This is a genomic window from Novosphingobium sp. TK46 (assembly GCF_055361525.1).
In genome coordinates this window covers 2,221,512-2,239,941 of sequence record NZ_CM143963.1, presented here as the reverse complement: position 1 = coordinate 2,239,941, position 18,430 = coordinate 2,221,512, and the positions used below count along the sequence as shown (strand labels likewise).

At 64.9% G+C, this 18,430-nt stretch carries 17 protein-coding genes; 4 read left to right on the top strand and 13 right to left on the bottom strand.

Annotated elements, in window-relative coordinates; translation table 11 throughout:
* Positions 1 to 223: 223 nt before the first annotated feature.
* The 7 genes from ACXJ1Z_RS10785 to fliI all read right to left on the bottom strand — a co-directional run bounded on the left by ACXJ1Z_RS10785 (position 224) and on the right by fliI (position 8,643).
* The gene (locus ACXJ1Z_RS10785; RefSeq protein ID WP_463776602.1) at positions 224 to 2,113 is read right to left on the bottom strand and encodes a methyl-accepting chemotaxis protein; all 1,890 of its coding nucleotides are present in this window, start codon (positions 2,111 to 2,113) and stop codon (positions 224 to 226) included.
* 176 nt (positions 2,114 to 2,289) lie between these two features.
* A complete protein-coding gene (locus ACXJ1Z_RS10780) occupies positions 2,290 to 2,889 on the bottom strand; it encodes a response regulator transcription factor (protein ID WP_463776600.1) in 600 nt (199 codons plus the stop codon).
* 449 nt (positions 2,890 to 3,338) lie between these two features.
* Complete coding sequence (locus ACXJ1Z_RS10775) at positions 3,339 to 4,565, bottom strand: helix-turn-helix domain-containing protein (RefSeq protein ID WP_463776599.1); 1,227 nt, start codon at positions 4,563 to 4,565, stop codon at positions 3,339 to 3,341.
* Between the two features lie 88 nt (positions 4,566 to 4,653).
* Positions 4,654 to 5,760 carry a sigma-70 family RNA polymerase sigma factor gene (locus tag ACXJ1Z_RS10770; RefSeq protein ID WP_463776598.1) on the bottom strand — a complete coding sequence of 369 codons (1,107 nt, stop codon included), beginning with the start codon at positions 5,758 to 5,760 and terminating at the stop codon, positions 4,654 to 4,656.
* 116 nt (positions 5,761 to 5,876) lie between these two features.
* Positions 5,877 to 6,812: a peptidoglycan-binding protein gene (locus ACXJ1Z_RS10765; protein WP_463776596.1), complete on the bottom strand. Its 936-nt coding sequence runs from the start codon at positions 6,810 to 6,812 to the stop codon at positions 5,877 to 5,879.
* A 41-nt stretch (positions 6,813 to 6,853) separates the two neighbouring features.
* Positions 6,854 to 7,300, bottom strand: coding sequence for a hypothetical protein (locus tag ACXJ1Z_RS10760; protein ID WP_463776595.1), 447 nt, complete (start codon positions 7,298 to 7,300; stop codon positions 6,854 to 6,856).
* Positions 7,297 to 8,643 carry a flagellar protein export ATPase FliI gene (gene fliI, locus ACXJ1Z_RS10755; RefSeq protein WP_463776594.1) on the bottom strand — a complete coding sequence of 449 codons (1,347 nt, stop codon included), beginning with the start codon at positions 8,641 to 8,643 and terminating at the stop codon, positions 7,297 to 7,299. Before fliI ends, ACXJ1Z_RS10760 begins: the two co-directional genes overlap by 4 nt.
* Positions 8,644 to 8,895: 252 nt before the next feature.
* Here fliI and flgE point away from each other — a divergent pair, with 252 nt between their 5' ends.
* Genes flgE through ACXJ1Z_RS10740 form a run of 3 tightly spaced genes read left to right on the top strand, consistent with a single transcriptional unit; the run spans position 8,896 to position 13,249 of the window.
* Complete coding sequence (flgE, locus tag ACXJ1Z_RS10750) at positions 8,896 to 10,197, top strand: flagellar hook protein FlgE (protein ID WP_463776592.1); 1,302 nt, start codon at positions 8,896 to 8,898, stop codon at positions 10,195 to 10,197.
* A gap of 46 nt (positions 10,198 to 10,243) precedes the next feature.
* The gene (gene flgK, locus ACXJ1Z_RS10745) at positions 10,244 to 12,328 is read left to right on the top strand and encodes a flagellar hook-associated protein FlgK (protein ID WP_463776591.1); all 2,085 of its coding nucleotides are present in this window, start codon (positions 10,244 to 10,246) and stop codon (positions 12,326 to 12,328) included.
* A 12-nt stretch (positions 12,329 to 12,340) separates the two neighbouring features.
* Complete coding sequence (locus tag ACXJ1Z_RS10740; protein WP_463776590.1) at positions 12,341 to 13,249, top strand: flagellin; 909 nt, start codon at positions 12,341 to 12,343, stop codon at positions 13,247 to 13,249.
* Positions 13,250 to 13,338: 89 nt separating this feature from the next.
* Here the strand turns inward: ACXJ1Z_RS10740 and ACXJ1Z_RS10735 are convergent, their stop codons facing one another.
* Positions 13,339 to 15,177: a tetratricopeptide repeat protein gene (locus tag ACXJ1Z_RS10735; protein ID WP_463776589.1), complete on the bottom strand. Its 1,839-nt coding sequence runs from the start codon at positions 15,175 to 15,177 to the stop codon at positions 13,339 to 13,341.
* The gene (locus tag ACXJ1Z_RS10730; protein WP_463776587.1) at positions 15,174 to 15,422 is read right to left on the bottom strand and encodes a hypothetical protein; all 249 of its coding nucleotides are present in this window, start codon (positions 15,420 to 15,422) and stop codon (positions 15,174 to 15,176) included. The genes ACXJ1Z_RS10735 and ACXJ1Z_RS10730 overlap by 4 nt, the downstream gene beginning before the upstream one ends.
* Positions 15,423 to 15,520: 98 nt before the next feature.
* On the opposite strand from ACXJ1Z_RS10730, the gene ACXJ1Z_RS10725 reads away from it, so the two are divergent.
* Complete coding sequence (locus ACXJ1Z_RS10725; RefSeq protein ID WP_463776586.1) at positions 15,521 to 15,934, top strand: flagellar basal body-associated FliL family protein; 414 nt, start codon at positions 15,521 to 15,523, stop codon at positions 15,932 to 15,934.
* A gap of 49 nt (positions 15,935 to 15,983) precedes the next feature.
* Here ACXJ1Z_RS10725 and ACXJ1Z_RS10720 read toward each other — a convergent pair whose 3' ends face one another.
* Genes ACXJ1Z_RS10720 through ACXJ1Z_RS10705 form a run of 4 tightly spaced genes read right to left on the bottom strand, consistent with a single transcriptional unit; the run spans position 15,984 to position 18,416 of the window.
* Complete coding sequence (locus ACXJ1Z_RS10720; RefSeq protein ID WP_463776584.1) at positions 15,984 to 16,508, bottom strand: MotE family protein; 525 nt, start codon at positions 16,506 to 16,508, stop codon at positions 15,984 to 15,986.
* Positions 16,505 to 16,873, bottom strand: coding sequence for a DUF6468 domain-containing protein (locus ACXJ1Z_RS10715; RefSeq protein ID WP_463776582.1), 369 nt, complete (start codon positions 16,871 to 16,873; stop codon positions 16,505 to 16,507). Before ACXJ1Z_RS10715 ends, ACXJ1Z_RS10720 begins: the two co-directional genes overlap by 4 nt.
* Positions 16,874 to 16,878: 5 nt before the next feature.
* Positions 16,879 to 17,883: a flagellar motor switch protein FliM gene (fliM, locus tag ACXJ1Z_RS10710; protein WP_463776581.1), complete on the bottom strand. Its 1,005-nt coding sequence runs from the start codon at positions 17,881 to 17,883 to the stop codon at positions 16,879 to 16,881.
* Complete coding sequence (locus ACXJ1Z_RS10705) at positions 17,880 to 18,416, bottom strand: flagellar basal body-associated FliL family protein (RefSeq protein ID WP_463776579.1); 537 nt, start codon at positions 18,414 to 18,416, stop codon at positions 17,880 to 17,882. Before ACXJ1Z_RS10705 ends, fliM begins: the two co-directional genes overlap by 4 nt.
* Positions 18,417 to 18,430 lie beyond the last annotated feature (14 nt).

Here is an 18,430-nt window from a genome sequence, read left to right as displayed (position 1 = left end):
CGTATTGTTTCGGGCGCGCCTTTGAAGGTCCGCGTCGTCCTGACGGCATGATCGAAAGAGGGCGCATGGTACTGCCCCTTAGCTGTCCGATCCGATCGGCTCAGATCATTATAGAGCCCACAGCGCAACGCGGCGGCGCAAAGGCCAAAAACCCTCGCCCGCCGCGTCACATCGTCGATTTGCGATCAGCGCGCCGATCCGGACGGCGCGCTGTTCCGGGCGCCTAGAAGCTCGCCCAATCACCATCGGCGGCGGCCATCGCCATGCTGCCGTTGGCGTAGCCGTTGACTTTCGCCGCGACGGGGGCGCTGCGATCGTTCGCGACATGGCCGGGCGTCTTGGCCCCGGACCTGACGACGATCCTGCTCTGCCTGGTCTCGGCGCCGATCTTGAACTCACCGGCCTTTTCGGCCAGCGCTTCGGACTCGCCGTTGAGGTTGCGCGCAGCGGCTGACGTCTCTTCGACCATCGCGGCGTTCTGCTGGGTTGCCTGGTCCATGCTCGATACCGCGACGCTGATCTGGCTGATGGCCGAAGCCTGAGCCTGATTGTCCGCCGCCATTCCACCCAGCAACTGATGCACCTCGCCGACACCTTCGGAGATCCCCGCCAGCGCGCCATCCACGCGCTGCACCGCCTCGACCGCGGTGACGATGTCGGTCTGCGTCACCGTCAGCTGGTCGCGAGCCCGCTTGGCCTCCTCTTCGGCGCGCATGGCCAGTGCGCTGACGAGATCGGCCACCACGGCGAAGCCACGCCCGGCATCGCCTGCCCGGCCGGCCTCGACTGCGGCGTTCATCGCCAACACGCGGGTCTGGAACGCGATCTTGTCGACGCCTTCGATGACTTCGTCGATGCCCTTGGCACTCGCGCGCACGCGGCTCATCGCCTGAACCGCCTCATCGGCGACGACCCGGCCGCCAGACACGGTGCTGATGGCTTCGTCCGCGCGGGTCACGGTCCGGCGTGCGGCTTCCGCCGTCGCCTTGATGCGCCCGTCGATCTGGGTCAGCGCTGCGGATGTCTCCTCAAGGCTGGCGGCGTTGCTTTCGGTGCGCCGTGCCAGGTCTTCCGAAGCCTGGGCGATTTCGCCCGAGCCGGTGCGCAAGCTGTGCGAACTTTCGATGACCGAACCGATCAGTTCGCGAAGATTGCCAAGGGCTGCGTTGAAGTTCGTGCGAAGCTGCGTGTATGCCGGGGGGAACTGGACCGTGATGTCGGCGGACAGATCGCCTCCGGACACGTTGAGCAGCTTTTCCGACACCGTATCCACCACATATTTCTGTTCGGCCTCTGCCGACGCCTTTGCGGTCGTGGCATGCTGTTGATCGATCAAGGCATCGCGAAACACGAGCAACGCCTTCGCCATCGAACCGACCTCGTCGCCACGCTCGGTGCCGGTGACTTCGGCCGTGACGTCGCCCGCCGCAAGCTTTCGCATCGTCGCTTGCAGGCGGTCGAGCGGACGGGCGATGGTGTTGCGCGCCAGAGCGATGGCGAGGCCGACAGCGCCAAGAACACCGCCGATGCTCATCGCCAGCATCCAGAAGGATGTCGACTGGGCCACTGAAGTCAATTCGGCACTGCGCGCGTCACTCGCAGCGATACGTGCGTCGTTCAGGGGGGCAAGCGTCGCGGTAAACGCCTGCATCTGCCTGTCGGCCTCCACCAGTTCACGCTTGGCTTCGTCGTTTTGGTTGACCAGCCCGGCCTTCACCCCCCGTTCCACGGCGGCGTTGATTTCTTCGAAGCTCTTGCGAAATTCGCGGACCTTACCGGCGATCGACGGGTCTTGCCTGGCGGCCTCGTCGAACAATTTCGCACCCGCATCGTGTGCGTCGCCGACCCTCTTCGCCGCCTCCCGCGCTTCGGCGCTGCCGCCGTCGTAAGTGAGCACGCGATAACCGGCATAGACCATTTCGACCGTCATGCGATTGGCACGGGTGATATTCGTGGTGGCGGGAAGATTCGAGTTCGTCAGTGCCGAGTAGTCGGTATCAAGAGCGACGATCGTTCGATAACTCATGATCGAAAGGCAGACGGTAACCATGCCCAACATGACCAAAAGGGCGGCCACCTTCCCGGTGATCTTCATGTCGTTGATGAAGTTCATGATCTTGTCCTTCGTCTGCCAGACGCGCCGCGCTCGCGGCACAATTCAACGCAGATTATAGGACGATGCCGGCCTCAACGGGGCTGGTAGCGGTTTTTAAAAGGTGCTTTGCGTCCCAAGCCGTATTTCAGAGATGCCAAAGGGTCACGACACGCGCGCGCCGCAGCTTGGATGCTCTAGTCGAAGGGAAGCAGCCCTGCCGCGAACGAGATGCGCAGGGCGTCGGACAGGCTGCGCACCTCAAGCTTCTCCATAAGGTTCGATCGATGAATCTCGACCGTGCGCGGACTTATGTCGAGGTCGTGCGCGATGACCTTGTTCGAGCGGCCGCGGATCAGCCCTTCCAGCACCGCGTTCTCGCGACCGGAAAGACGCTCGATCTTGGCGCGAGCCGCGGCGACGCGGGCACCTGCGGCGCGATCCTGTTCAAGGCGGTCGAACGTCGCGTCGATCGTCTCCAGCAGCGATGCGGGATCATACGGCTTTTCGAGGAAATCCACGGCGCCGCCCCGCATCACCTCCATCGCGAGATAGACGCTCCCGTGCGCGGTCAGCATGATGGTCTTGAAGCGCTGCCTGTCGGCCATCCGCAGTATCTCGAGGCCGTTGACCCCGGGCATGTCGTAATCCAGCAGCAAGACACCCGGCTCGAGGTCTTCGATTTGGTCGATGAATTCACTGCCGGACTTGTAGCAATGGATCAGCAGATTGGACTTGATCGCTAACAACGTACGAAGTGAGTCACGCACTGAATCGTCGTCGTCGACGATATACACCGTTCGACTAGTCACAGCATCTCCCTCTCATTCCGATAAGTCCCTTGCGGGCTTAAATTATTTTTTAGCTAACCTAGCTTTGTAAGCTAAGACTGTAACCCTCCCGCTTTCCAGTCACCATGAACGAACAATATCAAATTCCACTTTGGCGCGAAATTGCGAATCAATATCAACTCAGCAAGGACCGGCTTCTATTCTCGATCGTATTCTCGCTTTCCGGCACGACGCGGGTCGCTTCGGCATGCAGAATGCTCGCACGGTGGTGAATTAGGCAATAGATAATGTACGCAGGGATAAATTATCTGGCACCGCTGGCCTGTGCGCGATTCAAAAGCGTGCGATCTCCGCAACTTGGGAACCTGCATCCCCCTCTATCGCACAACCAGAACGGCAAAAATCGGAGCAGGTTTAATGACACCGGGCGGCATGTGCCCTGGCTCGTGGGCCAGTCAGATGAAGGTCGCGCTAATCACCGCCGCCAGCGCCGACGGGTCCAGCGAGTCCAGCGGCACTTCGAGCGCGGGATTGATGCTGTGCCCGATCATCGCACCGGATAGATTGAAGGTCACGGCCAGAAGACGGTAGTTGCCCTCGACGTTCGCCACGGCCAGCCCCCCTGATGACGGAAACACATCGGGATCGACGACCACGATCGCGTTGCCCGGCAGTCCCGCGCCCAACGTCGGCCGGCATATCCGCAAACCGAACGCGGCGGGCCCGGCAGCGCGCGGCGCCTCCACCTGCAAACCGGTGTCGGTCGGCGCAATCAAACCGTCGGCAAGCGGCGCTCCGATCACGCGGAGCAGACGCAATCGCGCAGATTGGCCCGGCTTCGCCTGCGGTACATTGCTGTTGCTGCGTTCAGGTGCGGATGCACGCACGGCCGGTGCTTGCAAAGCCGATACCCCCGTCGCACCAGCGGGCACCGAAGCGATATCGAGTTCGCTCGCCAGTAGCGCGATAAGCTTGCGCGTCTTGCGAAGCCGTTCATCGGGCGCTGCGATCGCGCCGATGAATTCGTCGAGCACCCCGCTGCCGTACTGCCCTTCGACCTTTCGCCGCAGGGCGAGCTCGTTGTCCACCTCGAACAGCCGACACAGATTTTCGATGGTCGCGTCATTCCAGCGATCGAGGGTCTTGGCGGCGTTCTCGATGCGCGAGAGAACCACCGGCGCAATTCCGTAATCACGCTCGATGGCCGCGATCGTGAGATCCGCGGCCTGTGCACGCCGGGCGCGGGTCGCCGCCGCCAGAAGAACCGCGAACTGCTCTTCGGCTTGGCTGGCGGCCTTGCCTTGCTGGAACGGCTTCGACCAGGTGTCGATATCGAAACCAGGTGCGTCGACATCGATCAGCAGATCGTGTGGCTTGACCCCCAGCACGCCGGCGATGCGCACGACCTCGTCACTGCGCGCGACCACTTCCCCGCGTTCGATCTTCGACAGACGAATATAGGGGATCTCCGGCAGCGCCGAGACCAGCTGGAGAAGCTTGGGATAGCCATGACGGATGCGTTGTTCGCGGATGCGGTTCGGGAAAACGAACGAACGGTGCGGATCGATGACGATCGAACGCGGCAACACGGCAATCGGCAGCGCGGCGAGGCGACTGTCCGCCGCCTGCCGTGATCGCCTGCCGGGCGACCGTTTATCCGCTTTCACCATAAGTTCGCGCATCCGAAGTCGCCGCAGTCCTTAACTCCTGCGGCACGTTCGTCCAGAGGAAAGAACTTTCGGCTGATGCGCAGTTGGTACTTGCCACAGGTCAGGCGGCGAGCGACCCGCGATCCTCCATGCCGGCGTACTGGCGGATGACGCTGGTCCGAAGGTCCATGTACAGGTCCGAGGTCGACGAAGGCTGCAGGCTGTCGATCGCGACGACGCGCGAAGCCTGATTGTGGGCCAGCGCCGGATCGGGCAGCAGGCTGACCGTGGTCTCGGCGACGATCGCGATCGGAGCGACCGGCTTGACGCAGGCCGGGGACGCCTTGGTCGGCTTGGCCGGCTTGGCCGGCTTGGCCGCGGCGACACCATATTCGGCCATGATCGCGAAACGCGGTTGAGTAAGGGCAAGTTCGGCCAATCCCTTGGTCGCGCGCTTGCTGATCTGGCGGATCTGCTCCTTGGTGATGCCCGCGTCACCGGCGACCTCATCCAGGATCACTTCACTGAACACCCGGCGTTCCAGGATCTCGCGATCACGGACCAGCTTCTCCTCCAGCTTTTCGACATCCGCCGGATCGAGGCGGCTGGACGAAAGGCGCGGGCCTTCGGTGGGCTCGGCAAGTTTGCGAAGGCCGCGCTTGGGCTGCGGGCGGCGACGGAGCTGCTCCATTCCCACAGTGCGGTTGTGGCGGACGTATTCGTCGATCAGGGCCGCGGTGCTGCGCTTGGCGAGATAGTCCGACGCGCCGCTTTCGGTGAGATCGAGAGCGTTCTCGTCCTCGATGGTCAATTCCAGAGCGGCCTCTTCGCCATCGCGGCCGACGCCGGCGGCGTGGAGAGAAACCGTCGTCGCCTCCACCTTCTTCGCCGAGGCGCGCTGATCGGTCATCAGCCGGAAGCGCAGGCTTTGCAGTTCGCCGCGCAGCTGCCAGTTCACGAACGTGGTAAACTGCGCTTTCGTCGGGTCATAAGCCTCGATCGCACGGTGTACGCCGATTGCGCAGCACTGTTCGGCATCATCCCAATGCGCAATCAGCCCGTATTGGCGGATGAAGTGGCGAATACGCGGAGCGATAAGCTTGAGGATCTGCACGAAAGCCTTGTCGATATTGGCTTTCTGGCGAGCGGTCTGGCGCTCACCTTCTGTCGGCTTATTGGCGATTACGGTAGCGACGGCAGTTTCCAGCGCAATGGTGATCTTCGACATTGGATCGTTCTTCCGGTTTCCCGGGCGGTTCCTGCCGCCCCCCTGAAAGCTGAAATAAACTTTGATCCTATAATTGGAGTAACCATCCTAATACGCGTAACTACGTAGTCCTATAATTAGGCGAACTTCTGGGGGCGAATGCGGCGCTCGGTATAGGCCAGCAGCCAGCCACGGTGCGCGTCGGTGGCGTTCCCGGTCGCGGCAAGCCGGCGACTCGCCTCGGCATGTCCGACCTGCGCATCCAGCAGCCGACGCGCGCGCGCGGGATCCAGCCCGCCGCCCAGAAACTTGGCCGCATCTCCCGCCCCAAGATGATGACCGAGGTATGCGGCGCGCGCGATGCTGCCCACGTCGTCGCCCAGATGAACCCCGGCACGGCCGAGCCGGTGCAGATTGCCGTTGGCATAATCGGCGATCGCCTGAATGTTGGCCTCGGGATCGTAGCGCAAGGCCAGCAGCGCGCTGCGCGAGTCACCCGTCACGCGGCCCTTGTCGTTAAGCCATCCCCGCCGATCGGCTTCCGCGTTGAGCCAGGTACCCGGACGCTCCGCCTCGGTTTCCCAGGTGCCGCTGAGAAACTGCCCAAGGCCAGCGGCACTCGATCGCGGATTGCGTGAGTGAACGTTCCATGAGCCGTCGCGGCCACGCCCCGCTTCTGCATCGATGATCGACGCGAGCGCGGTGGCGGGAAGCCCGGTGCGTTGGGCCGCGCGCGTAATCGCGTCGCCAAAGCGGGCATTGGCGCCAAGGGATTCGATCCGCAGCGGCGAATCGACGCTGAGCAGACTGACGGGAGCAACCTGCGGTTCGGTGCCGGAATCGTTGCTAGGTGCGCTTGCCGGCGGCGCATCGACCTGAAGCGCGGCGGGCTTCGCCTTGTTGATCATCGCCAGCAATCCATCGAGAGCGCTGTTGGGCACGGATGGCTGGCTCCAGGTGGCGAACCGGTTGTCGTTCGAGTCACCCTCGCCCAGTGCGGCCTGCCAGAGGCTGCGCGCCAGCTCCGACTGCGCATTGCGATAGATCAAGTCAGCCCGCTGTACCGGATTCATCGATGCCGGAGACGGGACAGCGGCGGATTGTGCGCGCGCGATCATGATCGACGCCGGCTGGCGGCGGCTTTCACTGACCGCAGGCGCGTCAGGAAGTCCGAGGCCGAGCGATCGTCGACCGCTGATTGCTCGGCGCTTTCGATGCGGCGGGTCTCGTCGAGGCGATAGCGGTCGGCCGCGCCTTCGATGGCGTTCAGCGAACCATAGACTTCGCGCGCGGTGTTGCGCAGGCTTGCCACCCGCGCATCGAGGATGCGCTGGTTGTCCTCCAGTTGTGCCCGCTCGGCATGCATCCGCAGGAAGTAGGCGGTGGCGGGGATGTAGGACGCGCCGGCAGCGATGTCGCGCTCACGACGGATGTCGGCGACGATCTGGGCCTGGCGCTGTTCCACCTCGGTCAGACGGCTCACCTCGATGCCGATCGAGATACGGATCTGGTCCACCTCGCGGCGCTGCAGACCGATAGCGGCGCAATAGGGCGTCCTCATGCGCTTTCCCTCTCCGCTACGTCGACCGGGGCCAGTATCTCTTCCAACGCGGCAAAGCTCTCGATCCGGTTGCTCGAGCTATCCTTGCCCTGCCCCAGCAGCGCCTCGATCCTGGGGGCAAGCGTGATGGCGCGATCGACCTCTGCGCTGGCTCCGGCCTTGTAGGCACCAAGCCGGACCATCTCTTCCATGTCGGCATAAAGCGACAGCAGGCCGCGCGCTTCGAGCCGCAGAGCGTTTTCGTGTTCGGTGTGGGCGCGCGGCAGCGTCCGCGAGACGGACTTGAGCAAATCGATCGCGGGATAACGGCCGCGCTCGGCGATCTTTCGGCTCATCACGACATGACCATCGAGCACACCGCGCACCGCGTCGGCGATCGGCTCGTTGTGATCGTCGCCGTCGACCAGCACGGTGAACAGGCCGGTTATGCTGCCCTGCCCCTGCAGGCCGGGGCCGGCACGTTCGAGCAGGCGCGGCAGTTCGGCGAATACGGTGGGGGTGTAACCCTTGGTCGCCGGTGGCTCGCCCGAGGCAAGGCCGATCTCACGCTGCGCCATGGCGAAGCGCGTTACCGAATCCATCAGGCACAGCACGTTGAGGCCCTGGTCGCGGAAATGCTCGGCCACCGCCAGCGTCGTCCATGCCGCCTGGCGTCGCATCAGCGCGGGTTCGTCCGACGTCGCGACCACCAGCACGGAACGGGCAAGTCCCTCCGCCCCAAGATCGTCCTCGACGAATTCCTGCACTTCGCGACCACGTTCGCCGATCAGGCCGATCACCGCCACATCGCATCTGGTCCACCGGGCCAGCATCGAGAGCAGCACCGACTTGCCGACGCCCGAGCCGGCGAAAAGACCGAGGCGCTGGCCGCTGCACAGCGGCGCGAAGATATCGAGCGCGCGAACGCCGGTGTCGATCTTGCCACCCACGCGTCCGCGCGAGGCGGCGGGCGGGGGCGACGCCTTGACCGCGCGGGCCAGCGGCCCCACCGGCAGCGTCCCTTTGCCGTCGATCGGTCGTCCCAGACCGTCGACCATTCGGCCAAGCCACCCATCGTCTGGCCGCAACCGGAAACTTGTGGCGACCAGATTGGCGCGCGTGCCCGACGCGACACCCTGCGGATCGCGAAACGGCATGCAATGGGCGATATCGTGATCGAGGCCGGTCACTTCGGCTTCGACGCAGCCGGACTCCGCGGCGATCTCGATGCGCGAGCCGATCTGCGCGGCGCCCGACAGGCCCGCCACTTCGATCAAAGCGCCACGTACCGCCACGACCTTGCCGAAACGGCAATCGGGCGTCAGCGCGCGGATCGCCGGCGCAGCGGATGCGATGCTTGCCATAGAAAAGTCCGAGCATTGTAAGGCCCGGCCATCGCCGGACCCGGGCCGCGCCCGATCGCCGAGCGCTGAACCACGATTGATCCAAGGCACCCGCATCGTTCGGCAGCTGCTGGCATCAGTATAGGATGGACGGCGGAGATCTGGATCGATCGTCGAATTTTCCGGTAAACGACGAATGCTTGCCGCCTCGTCCTATAAATCAACGAGAGCGGTGCATCCGGCCCCGCGCAATCTCTCAAAGGGAGACCCCTGTTGAGCCTTTATTCCGCACTTTATGCGGGCGTGTCCGGCCTCGGCGCCCAGTCGGCTGCCATGGCGACGGTCGCCGACAATATCACCAACATCAACACGGTGGGTTACAAAGGCGTCTCGGCTGAATTCCGCACCCTCGTCACCGATGGCCGACTGCGCAGTTCCTATTCGGCCGGTGGCGTCGCCGCCGCACCGCAGGCGATGATCTCGAAGCAGGGCCTGCTGCAGGCCTCTGCGGGCGATACCGACCTTGGCATCGACGGCGCCGGCTTCTTCGTGACCCGCAGCGGCACCGGCGCCAACGCCGATGTCGCCTTCACCCGCGCCGGCTCGTTCAAGCCCGACGTGGAAGGCTATCTGCGCAACACCAGCGGCTTCTACCTGCAGGGCTGGCGCCTCGACTCCAAGGGCGATTACGTCGACACCGGCAATCTCGATTCGCTCGAGCCTGTGCGCCTGAGCGAGCTTACCGGCTCTGCCGCCCCGACAAGCAAGATCCAGCTGCGCGCAAACCTGCGATCCGACCAGCCCGTGCACACCGGTGCCTACACCGCCGGAAACATGGCTTCGGGCGCAGTCACGCCGGACTTCTCGCGTCCGATGGATATCTACGACGCGCAAGGCACCGCGCATCGCATCACGCTGTCCTATCTCAAGACCGGCGCGAACACCTGGGCGAGCGAGATCTATGCGGTTCCCGCGTCGGACGTCACCGCGACCGGCGGCCTGCTCGCCAGCGGGAACATCGCCTTCAACGCGGACGGCAGCCTCAACCGCACGGGATCGACGGCGGCCTTGTTCAATCCACTAAACGTCACATGGAGCAACAGCGCGGGTTCCGAACCCATCGAGCTTTCGCTCGGCAAGGATGGCAGCCTGGATGGACTTACCCAGTTCTCGGGCGAGTCCGCACTGATCTCGTCGTCTGTGAACGGCGGCCTGCTGGGCACCATCGCCTCGGTCGAGATCTCCCCGGCGGGCAAGGTGAGCGCGATCTTCTCGGACGGAACCGCCCGCGCGGTGTTCCAGCTGCCGGTCGCGACCTTCCAGAACCCCGATGGCCTCACCCGCGTGTCGGGCAACGCGTTCATGACGTCGAGCGCCTCGGGCAACGTCGCCATCAACGCTCCGGGCTCGCTCGGCTCGGGCAAGATCTCGCCGGGAACGCTGGAGGCCTCGAACGTCGACCTGGCGCAGGAGTTCACCAACATGATCCGCTTCCAGCGCGCCTACAGCGCCTCGTCCAAGATCATCACCACGGTGGACGACATGCTGCAGGAGCTCAGCAACCTCAAACGCTGATACCTCGTCCGCCTGACCACTCGCCGTTCACCCAGGAAACAGTCACGTGTCACTAAACGATATTCTGGGATCCGCCTTGTCTGGCCTGGGTGCCTCGCAGGCCGCGCTGCGCACGGTCTCGAGCAACATCGCGAACGTCAACACGCCCGGCTACGCCCGGGAACGTGTCTCGCTTTCGACCGGAGTCACATCCGGCCGGGTGAACGGCGTGGTGGTCAGCGAGCCGGCACGAGTCGCCGATCGCTACTTGGAGGCAACGGTCTATCGCCGCTCGGGCGCGATGGGTCGGGCGGACGTCACCGCCGATTACCTTGGCCGCCTGCAGGCGATGCTGGGCGCCCCCGATTCCGATTCCGGGCTGTCGGCCAGATTGGACGCGGTTTCGGCGGCGGCGGTCGCGATGACCGGCTCGCCCGGATCGGAGCAGGCGCGCGGCGCCTTCACGCAGCAGATCGGCGATGCGATCACATCGATGCAGCAGCTCGATAACGACGTCGGCTCGTTGCGCGCGGATGTCGCGACCGAGGTCGGCTATGCCGTCGAGAAAATCAACGGGCTGCTGAAGCGCGTCAGCGAACTCAACGATACCGTCGCTCAGCTGGAAGGTCTTGGCCGCAGTTCGGCGGGTTCTGCCGATCAGCGCATGTCCGCGCTGGACGAACTAAGCACCATGATCAACGTGACGGTGCGTGAGCAACCCGATGGTCGGGTCACGATCGACACCGCGTCGGGCGCCGTCCTGGTCGATCGGCGACCGCGTCAGCTATCCTATCCGATCGCCGGAGATGGCGTCGCCCAGCCCACCTATCCGCCGATCGACATCCGTTTCGCGGATGGCACCGGCACCGGGGAACGGCTCGATTCCGCCGCCGTCGGCGGCAAGCTGGGTGGCCTCGTCGAATTGCGTGACAAGACGTTGCCGCAATTCGCGGATCAAGTCGGCTCGCTGTTCGGGGGCGTCGCCCAGACGCTGAACGCGGCGGCCAACGAAGGGACCGCGGTTCCGGCGCCAGCCGCTCTCGAAGGGCGGCAGACGGGCCTAATCGGCACCGACCGGCTGGGGTTCACCGGCAGCGCGAATTTCGCGGTACTGAAGAACAACGGCGAACTGGTCGCCAAGACGCAGATCGATTTCAGCGCCCTGCCCGCCACGGCGACGATCGACGATGCGGTGTCCGCGATCAACGCCGGGCTTGGTGGCGCCGCGACGGCCTCATTCGCCGACGGCAAGCTGACGATCTCCGCCACTGCCGGCAATCAGGGTGTCGCCATCGCGCAGGATGCCACCAACCCCAGTTCGCGCGCGGGGACGGGTTTTTCGCATTTCTTCGGGCTGAACGACATCGTGCGCAGCGACGACAGCCCGCTGGTGCCCTCGGGACTGGCTGCCGGTGACGCGCACGGCTTCACCACCGGGCAGACCACGGAAATGGTCCTGCGCGACGCCAGCGGCAGATCGCTGGCCCGCTATACCCTCGCGCCGACCACGGGCGGCACGATGGGCGACATCGCGGCGGATCTCAACGCCAGTCCACTGGCGGCGTATGGCGCGTTCTCGCTCGACGATCGTGGGCGGTTCCAGTTCCAGCCCGCCGCTGCCGTCAGCGGTGCGACGCTGAGCATTCCCGCCGATTCGACCGATCGTTTCGGCACCGGACGATCGCTGACATCACTGTCCGGGCTGACCGGATCGGCCAGCGGCCTGTCACGCGCGACATTGCGACCGGCACTGTCCGGGAATCCCGACCTGCTTCCGCTTGCGCGCCTCGATACGTCCGTCGCGATCGGCGCAAAGGCGGTCGGCGCGGGCGATATCCGCGGCGCCACCGGGTTCGTCGAAAAGCTTTCCGCCCTGTCCGACTTCGGCAAGGACGGTGCTTCGACGATCGAACGCTTCGCCGCGGGCCTGCTGGGTCGCGCCGGCATGCAGGCGGCACAAGCCAGCGCATCGCTGACCGACACGACCGCCCAGCGCGACGATGCCGTGAACCGGCGCGATTCCTTTTCCGGCGTGAACATCGACGAGGAACTGTCGCAGCTCGTCGTCTTCCAGAACAGCTATTCGGCCGCGGCCCGGGTGATGACCACCGCGACCGACATGTACGATACGCTCATCAAGATGGTGGGCTGAAAGGAACGATAGATGACCAGGGTCGCCTCCATTCCGATGCAGCGCACGCTGTTCGACGCCATCCAGCGCTCGCAGCAGAAGCTTTCCGCCGCGCAGCTTCAGCTTGCCACAGGCAAGAAGGCGAACACGTATGCCGACCTCGGCACCGAGGCGGTACGTACGCTCTCGGCCCATTCGCTGCTGGCGCGACAGGATGCGCAAGGGACCGTCGCCAAGCGGCTGGGCACCACGCTGTCGATCCAGGATGCCAACATCTCGAACATGGAAAGCGCCGCCGAAACCATGCGAGTCGGAGTGCTGGCGGCGATCGGCACCAACGATTCCGCTGGACTGCAGCAAACGATCGAGACCGCGTTCCAGCAAGTGCGTGCGGCGCTGAACGCGGACGAGGGCGGTGTGCCGCTGTTCGCTGGGTCGCAGACCGATGCGCTGCCTTTCAAGCCGACCGACCTTGCCGATCTTGCCGCCACGCCGGCGGCGCAAGTGTTCTCGAACGATGGCGTCCGTGCTTCGGCTCGCGTCGCCGAAGGGACGGATGTCGAATTCGGCGTTCTTGCCAGCGATGTCGGTGCGAAACTGATGGAAGGCTTTCGCACCCTCGCGCAGATGGGCACGATCGGACAGAGCGTGACCACCGCGCAGAAAGCCAGCCTTACCGATGCGATGCAGCAGATCCAGGACGGACTTACCCAGATCCGTTCGGTGAACGCCGATAACGGGCGCAAGCAAGCGCAGATCGAGACGCTGGGCTCTCGTGCGGACGATCGTTCGGTCCTGCTCAAGGATCTGATCAGCCGCAGTGAAGATGCCGACCTCGGCGAAGTCGCGGCCGAACTTTCATCGCGCCGCACGGCGCTGGAAGCATCCTATTCGGTGTTCTCGCAGCTTTCGGGTCTGAGCCTGGTCAACTTCCTGCGCTGAACGGCAAAGCATACCTCGGGACAAGCAAAAGCCCGGCACCCTCGTTTCGCAGACGAGGATGCCGGGCTTCTTGCTATGGCGAGTACGGCTTACTTCTGCGCAGTCTTGGCCACGCTCACGTCCAGCAGATCGGCATACGATCCTGCCGGGCTGGCGCTGGGGATGGCGGACATCGCCCGCATCAAGGTGTCCTGATCGACGCTGCCCGGTTCACGCGTCAACAGGTCGAACGCCGGCGCGGTCTTGAGCGTGGCGAAGGCCGTTTCGTAGCGGCCACGAAGCCGTGCGATCTCATCCTCGCGCCCAAGCATGCCAAGCGCGATGGCATAACGCAGCACCACCGCCTGCTCTACTTCGTTGAGCGCGCCCGGACCCGGCAGGATCGGCGCGCTGGCCACGATCAGATGGCTCCAGTCGCTGCGCTTCCACAACAGCTCGCTTCGCAGGCCGCTGGTGTCGGGTACGTCTTCGAGGGCGGCGAGCGCCTCTTGCGTCTTGCCCAGCTGGTGCAGCGCTACCGCCTGGATGCGCGCGCGATCCCACAACATCGGCTGGGGGAAGATCGTGCGCTGCGTATCCCTGATGGCTGCGAGTGCACGGTCGGGCCGGCCGGCGAGAATCTGCAAGGTCGCCACCCGGACCGACAGCGGGCCTTGCGCGATGTCGAGCGCGCGATGCCGCAGCTGGAAATCCAGCAACTCCGCCGCGCGGGCATAGAGGCCGCTGCTTTCGAGGCGATCGGCCAATCGGGAGATCAGCTGATCCCCCGCCGCGCCGGCGGGCATCAAGTCGCGATAATCCCAGTATAGGCCCGCGGCATCCGCCAACTGCATGCGATTGCCCGGCGCGACCAATCCGGCAAGCTGCGCCTGCACATCGGCCAGCAACGGCGACAGACCCGGCCCAAGATCGAAATAGCGCACGAGCGTCGAGCCCGCGGACAAGGCCCCGCGCGTGTCGCCGGTCTTCTTGGCAAGGTCGAAGCTGAGGCGCAGCGCCTGCTCCTCGATCGGGCCGCCGCGCCAGACGAAGCGGATATGGTCGACCTCGCGCCGCGCGTCCGCAACGCTCATGGTGCGTTGCGCCACCGCCATCTCGATCAGTGCCAGCCTAGCTGCATAGCGCTGCGGCTCGTTACCGCTGCGTTCGGCGCGACCAAGCCGGATTCGCGCTTGGCCCAGATCGTTCATCGCCATGTACGCGCGGCCACGCACGATGTTCGCCGAAGCATCACCGTCAGGAGCGACAGCCAGCCATCGCAGCGCCAGATCCGGCTGCTGCCTGGCGATGGCGGCCTCTGCCAGCGCGGTCAGGAACGGTATCCGCTGCGGCCCAGGGCGCGCGGCAAGAGCAGCGCGGGCGCAGCCGAACTGACGCAGGGCTTCATCGTCCATGCCCGCTTGCGCGAACGCCGTGGCTCGCCAGAAGCACGCCTCGGAATTGTTCTGCAGGGCTGCGCCTTCGAGCGCTGCAAGCGCTTCGCGCGAACGGCCCAACGCCGCCAGCACGGCGCCGCGCGACAGCTGAAAATTGCTGACGAGGCCAAGATCGGAATCATCCTGGAGCATCACGTCGAGCACGCCGAGCGCGTCCGCGAATTCGCCATCGGCGATGAGGCTGGTCGCATAGGCCCAGCGCGCCTGCTGTCGCGTCGTCGGCTGTGCGGCCGCGAGCAAAGCCAGCGCGCCGTGCTGGTCGCCGTTGCCCCATCCCTTGGGGCCGGAAATACCCGGCATGTCGGACAATTCGGGCGCGAAGCCGGGATACCGGGCCGGGCGCGCACGCTGCCCATCGTGGCGGGCGGCAAAGTCCTTGGGCGCGGGGGGCTGAACATGAAGCGGAGCAGGCGCCATGGGGATCGGACCCGCACTATGCGTCACGCCGCCCGCACCCGCTCCGGCGAGCAGGAGCAAGATCGACATCTTCATCCGCTGAGACCTGCGACAAGCCCGAGATAGACGACGCCGGCACCGCCGGTGGCGCAACCAAGCACGAACAGCGCCGGCAGAAGCAGGTTCGCCTTACCGGACTGCCCGGCGGCGCCGGGCCTGGCCGCGATGGTCGCTGCGCCGGGCGCGGTACCGCTATCGGCTCCGTCCCCGATACGACGCCCGGGATTGGCAGGTGTGGTGCCGACGACCTTGAATTTACCAGGCTTCTGATTGCTGCTCATCCGCGCCCCGTCTCAACTTCCTGTCAACTCTTCCATTATAGGATGGATCTTGTCGGGACGGGCAGTGCCTCGCACCCCGGCCATGGAGATGCTTGGAAATGCGCAGATCGGTCTTTGTGGGGGGCGCCGCCTTGTTGTTGGCGGGTACCGGTTCGCTGGCCGCCAGCGCGCCGGCGAACAAGACGCAAGCACCCGTGGGCGAGCCGAACCTGGTGACGATGTTGCCGATATCGGTCCCGATCATCGACGGCGATCGCCTTGACGGATCGTTTCGCCTGAACACGGTCCTCGATGCGACCGACGAAGCCGCAGCGGAGCGCGTCACCGCCGCTCTGCCCCGGCTACGATCGGCGACCCTTGCGGCAGCGCTCGAGTTCGCGCGCCTCCACGCATCGCCGATGCGCCCGGTCGATGCCGAGATGCTGAGCCAGAACCTGACCCGCGCTCTGCAGCACGAAGAGCCGGGGATCGAGCGGGCGCTGGTCGTCGAAGTGGCGACCCATCCCGCCTGATAACGGCGCGGCGATCGCGCGCGTACGATCGCCGGAACCCCTCCCTTCGTTACTGCGGTGCGGCACTCGGCTTGCGAGGCTGAACTTGCGGCAGGCGCGCCATCGCCATCGTCAGCGTTGCGGCCTTGGGAGGCGCCATGCTGGCCAGGATCAGCCCGGTCGAGCGTTCGCGCATCCGACGCGCGACTTCCACCTGAACGTCGAGGCCGAGCTGCTCGAACACTACAGCGGCGCGGTTCGGGCGCATCGCCTGGTAGATCCGCGCGAGTTCGGAGAAGCGCTCGTCATTGACATCGCGTGGTGCGTCGCCGCCGGCACCCGGCCGGGTCGGCGCACGACCGCCACTCGCCTGCAACCGCTGTTCCGTTGCGCGGGCCGCCTGCTCGCGCATTTCGAGCGCGCGGTTGCGTTCCGCCACTTCCTGATCGCGCTGGGCGATGTCCTGCTTGATCGACGCGCCAAGCCGGGTTTCGGGTGCCCCCGGACCGGCAACGGCGGCGCTGACACCGTTGGCAAGCACCGACGCGCCCGCCGCCAGCGCGGTCAGCATCAACAGCGATGGACGCAAGTTCATGCCGCCACATCCTGAAGCGCGACAAGCTCTTCTTCGCTATCGACATCGCGCTTGCTGCTGACTTCGACCAGGCGATCGGCGGTCGCGTTGGCGATGCCGACCATGATGCCCAGTTCATCGCGGATGTCCTCCGCCTGCGACAGCGCCCGCACGTTCACCGAGGCATCGGTGCGCAGCGTATCCTTCAGTTCGGACAACACCTTGCTCGCCTGCGCGGTCGCGGTGTCGAGTCCCTGCAGCATCTGCGGCAGGGCCGCTCCTGCGCCTTTTACCGCATCGAGGCTGCGCATCAGGCGCACGCTTTGCACGAGCACCGCGAGGCAGAAGATGACGGTGATGATATTGACGAAACTGGCGAAACCCATGGCGTTCAATCCTTCGTGATTTCGGTGACCAGCCGGAAAGCGATGTTGTGATTGCGCTGGCCAAGCTGTGCGCAGCCGAGACGAACTCCCCCGCACTGTATTTCAAACGGATCGTCGGGATGCTTGTTGAGCGGCAGGGTCTGTCCCACCTTCATGTTGCGCACTTCCGACAACGGGAAGTTGCGCTCTGCCAGCACGGCATCGAGCTTCACTTCGGTCTTGCGGATCTCGCTGCGCATGTGCGCTTCCCAGATCCCGTCGCGGCCCATCTTTTCGCCCATGAAACGCTGGAGCAGCTTGTTGCGGACCGGCTCCAGCGTCGCGTAGGGCAGCAGGAAGCTGAACTTGCCACCGCGGCCTTCCATGTCGACGCGGAAGTTGGCGACGGCGGTGACGTTGCTGGGGCTGGCGATGGCGGCGAAGCGCGGGCTGGTCTCGATCCGCTCCAGCTTGATCGTGATCGGCGCGATCGGCTCGAACGCGGCGGCGAGGTCGGACAGCGCCAGCTCCACCATGCGCGAGACGAGTGACGTCTCGATCGTGGTGAAGCCGCGCCCGTCGATGCGGCTGGGCCCGTTGTTCCCGCGCCCACCCAGAAGCGCATCCACCACCGAATAGATCAGCGCGGAATCGACCACGACGATGCCGTAGTTCTCCCATTCCTCGATGCGGAACACGCCGAACATCGCCGGCAGCGGAACGCGGTTCATGAATTCGCCGAAGCGTACCGAAGTCGTCGCCTCCAGACTGACGTCGATCGCGTCCGATGTCAGGTTGCGCATATTGGTCGCGAAGGTGCGGATCACGCGATCGCAGACCACTTCGAGCATCGGCAGGCGTTCGTGATTGATCACGTCCGATTCAATGACCGCGCGCAAGCCGCTTTTCTGCGGCGCGGGGCCGCCGACGTCGCCGAACAGCGCATCGATGTCCAACTGATCCAGTTCCTGGTCGTCGCCGATCAGCATCGGCTGCGGTTCAGGAAGATCGAAATCCCAATCGTCGCTCATTGCTGAACCAGATCCTGTATAAGAACGTCCGCCACCGACCCCTTGCCGACCTGGCGATTGGCGCGGATCAGCATTTCTTCCTTGAGGCGGAACGCGGCTGCCGATCCGGCGATATCCTCGGGCCGCAATTCGCGCAGGAACGGCTGATAGGAGTCGATGATCAAAGGCAGCTTGGTGGTGATCTCGGCCTGCTTGTCGGGCGATGTCGGCACCAGCATCAGGTGTACGCGCAGGAACCGGGGCGTACCATCGGCAGAGCGAAGGTTCACCGTCATCGGCGGAACCTCGATGAAGGTATCGGGGCCCTCCTTTTCGGCCCCGTGGCCCTCGGCATCCCCGTCTCCCTCGGCAGCCTCGTGCGAGCCGCCGCCCATCACCGCATAAGCCGCACCGCCGCCGCCAAGAAGCAGGACCGCGGCGGCGGCACCGATGATGATCAGCTTCTTTTTCGACCGTACCGACCCGCCGGCGACACCCTTGTTCGCGCCATCGCCCGATACGTCATCCGGCGAGGCCCCCTGCACTTGTGTCATCTTCGATCCTTGTA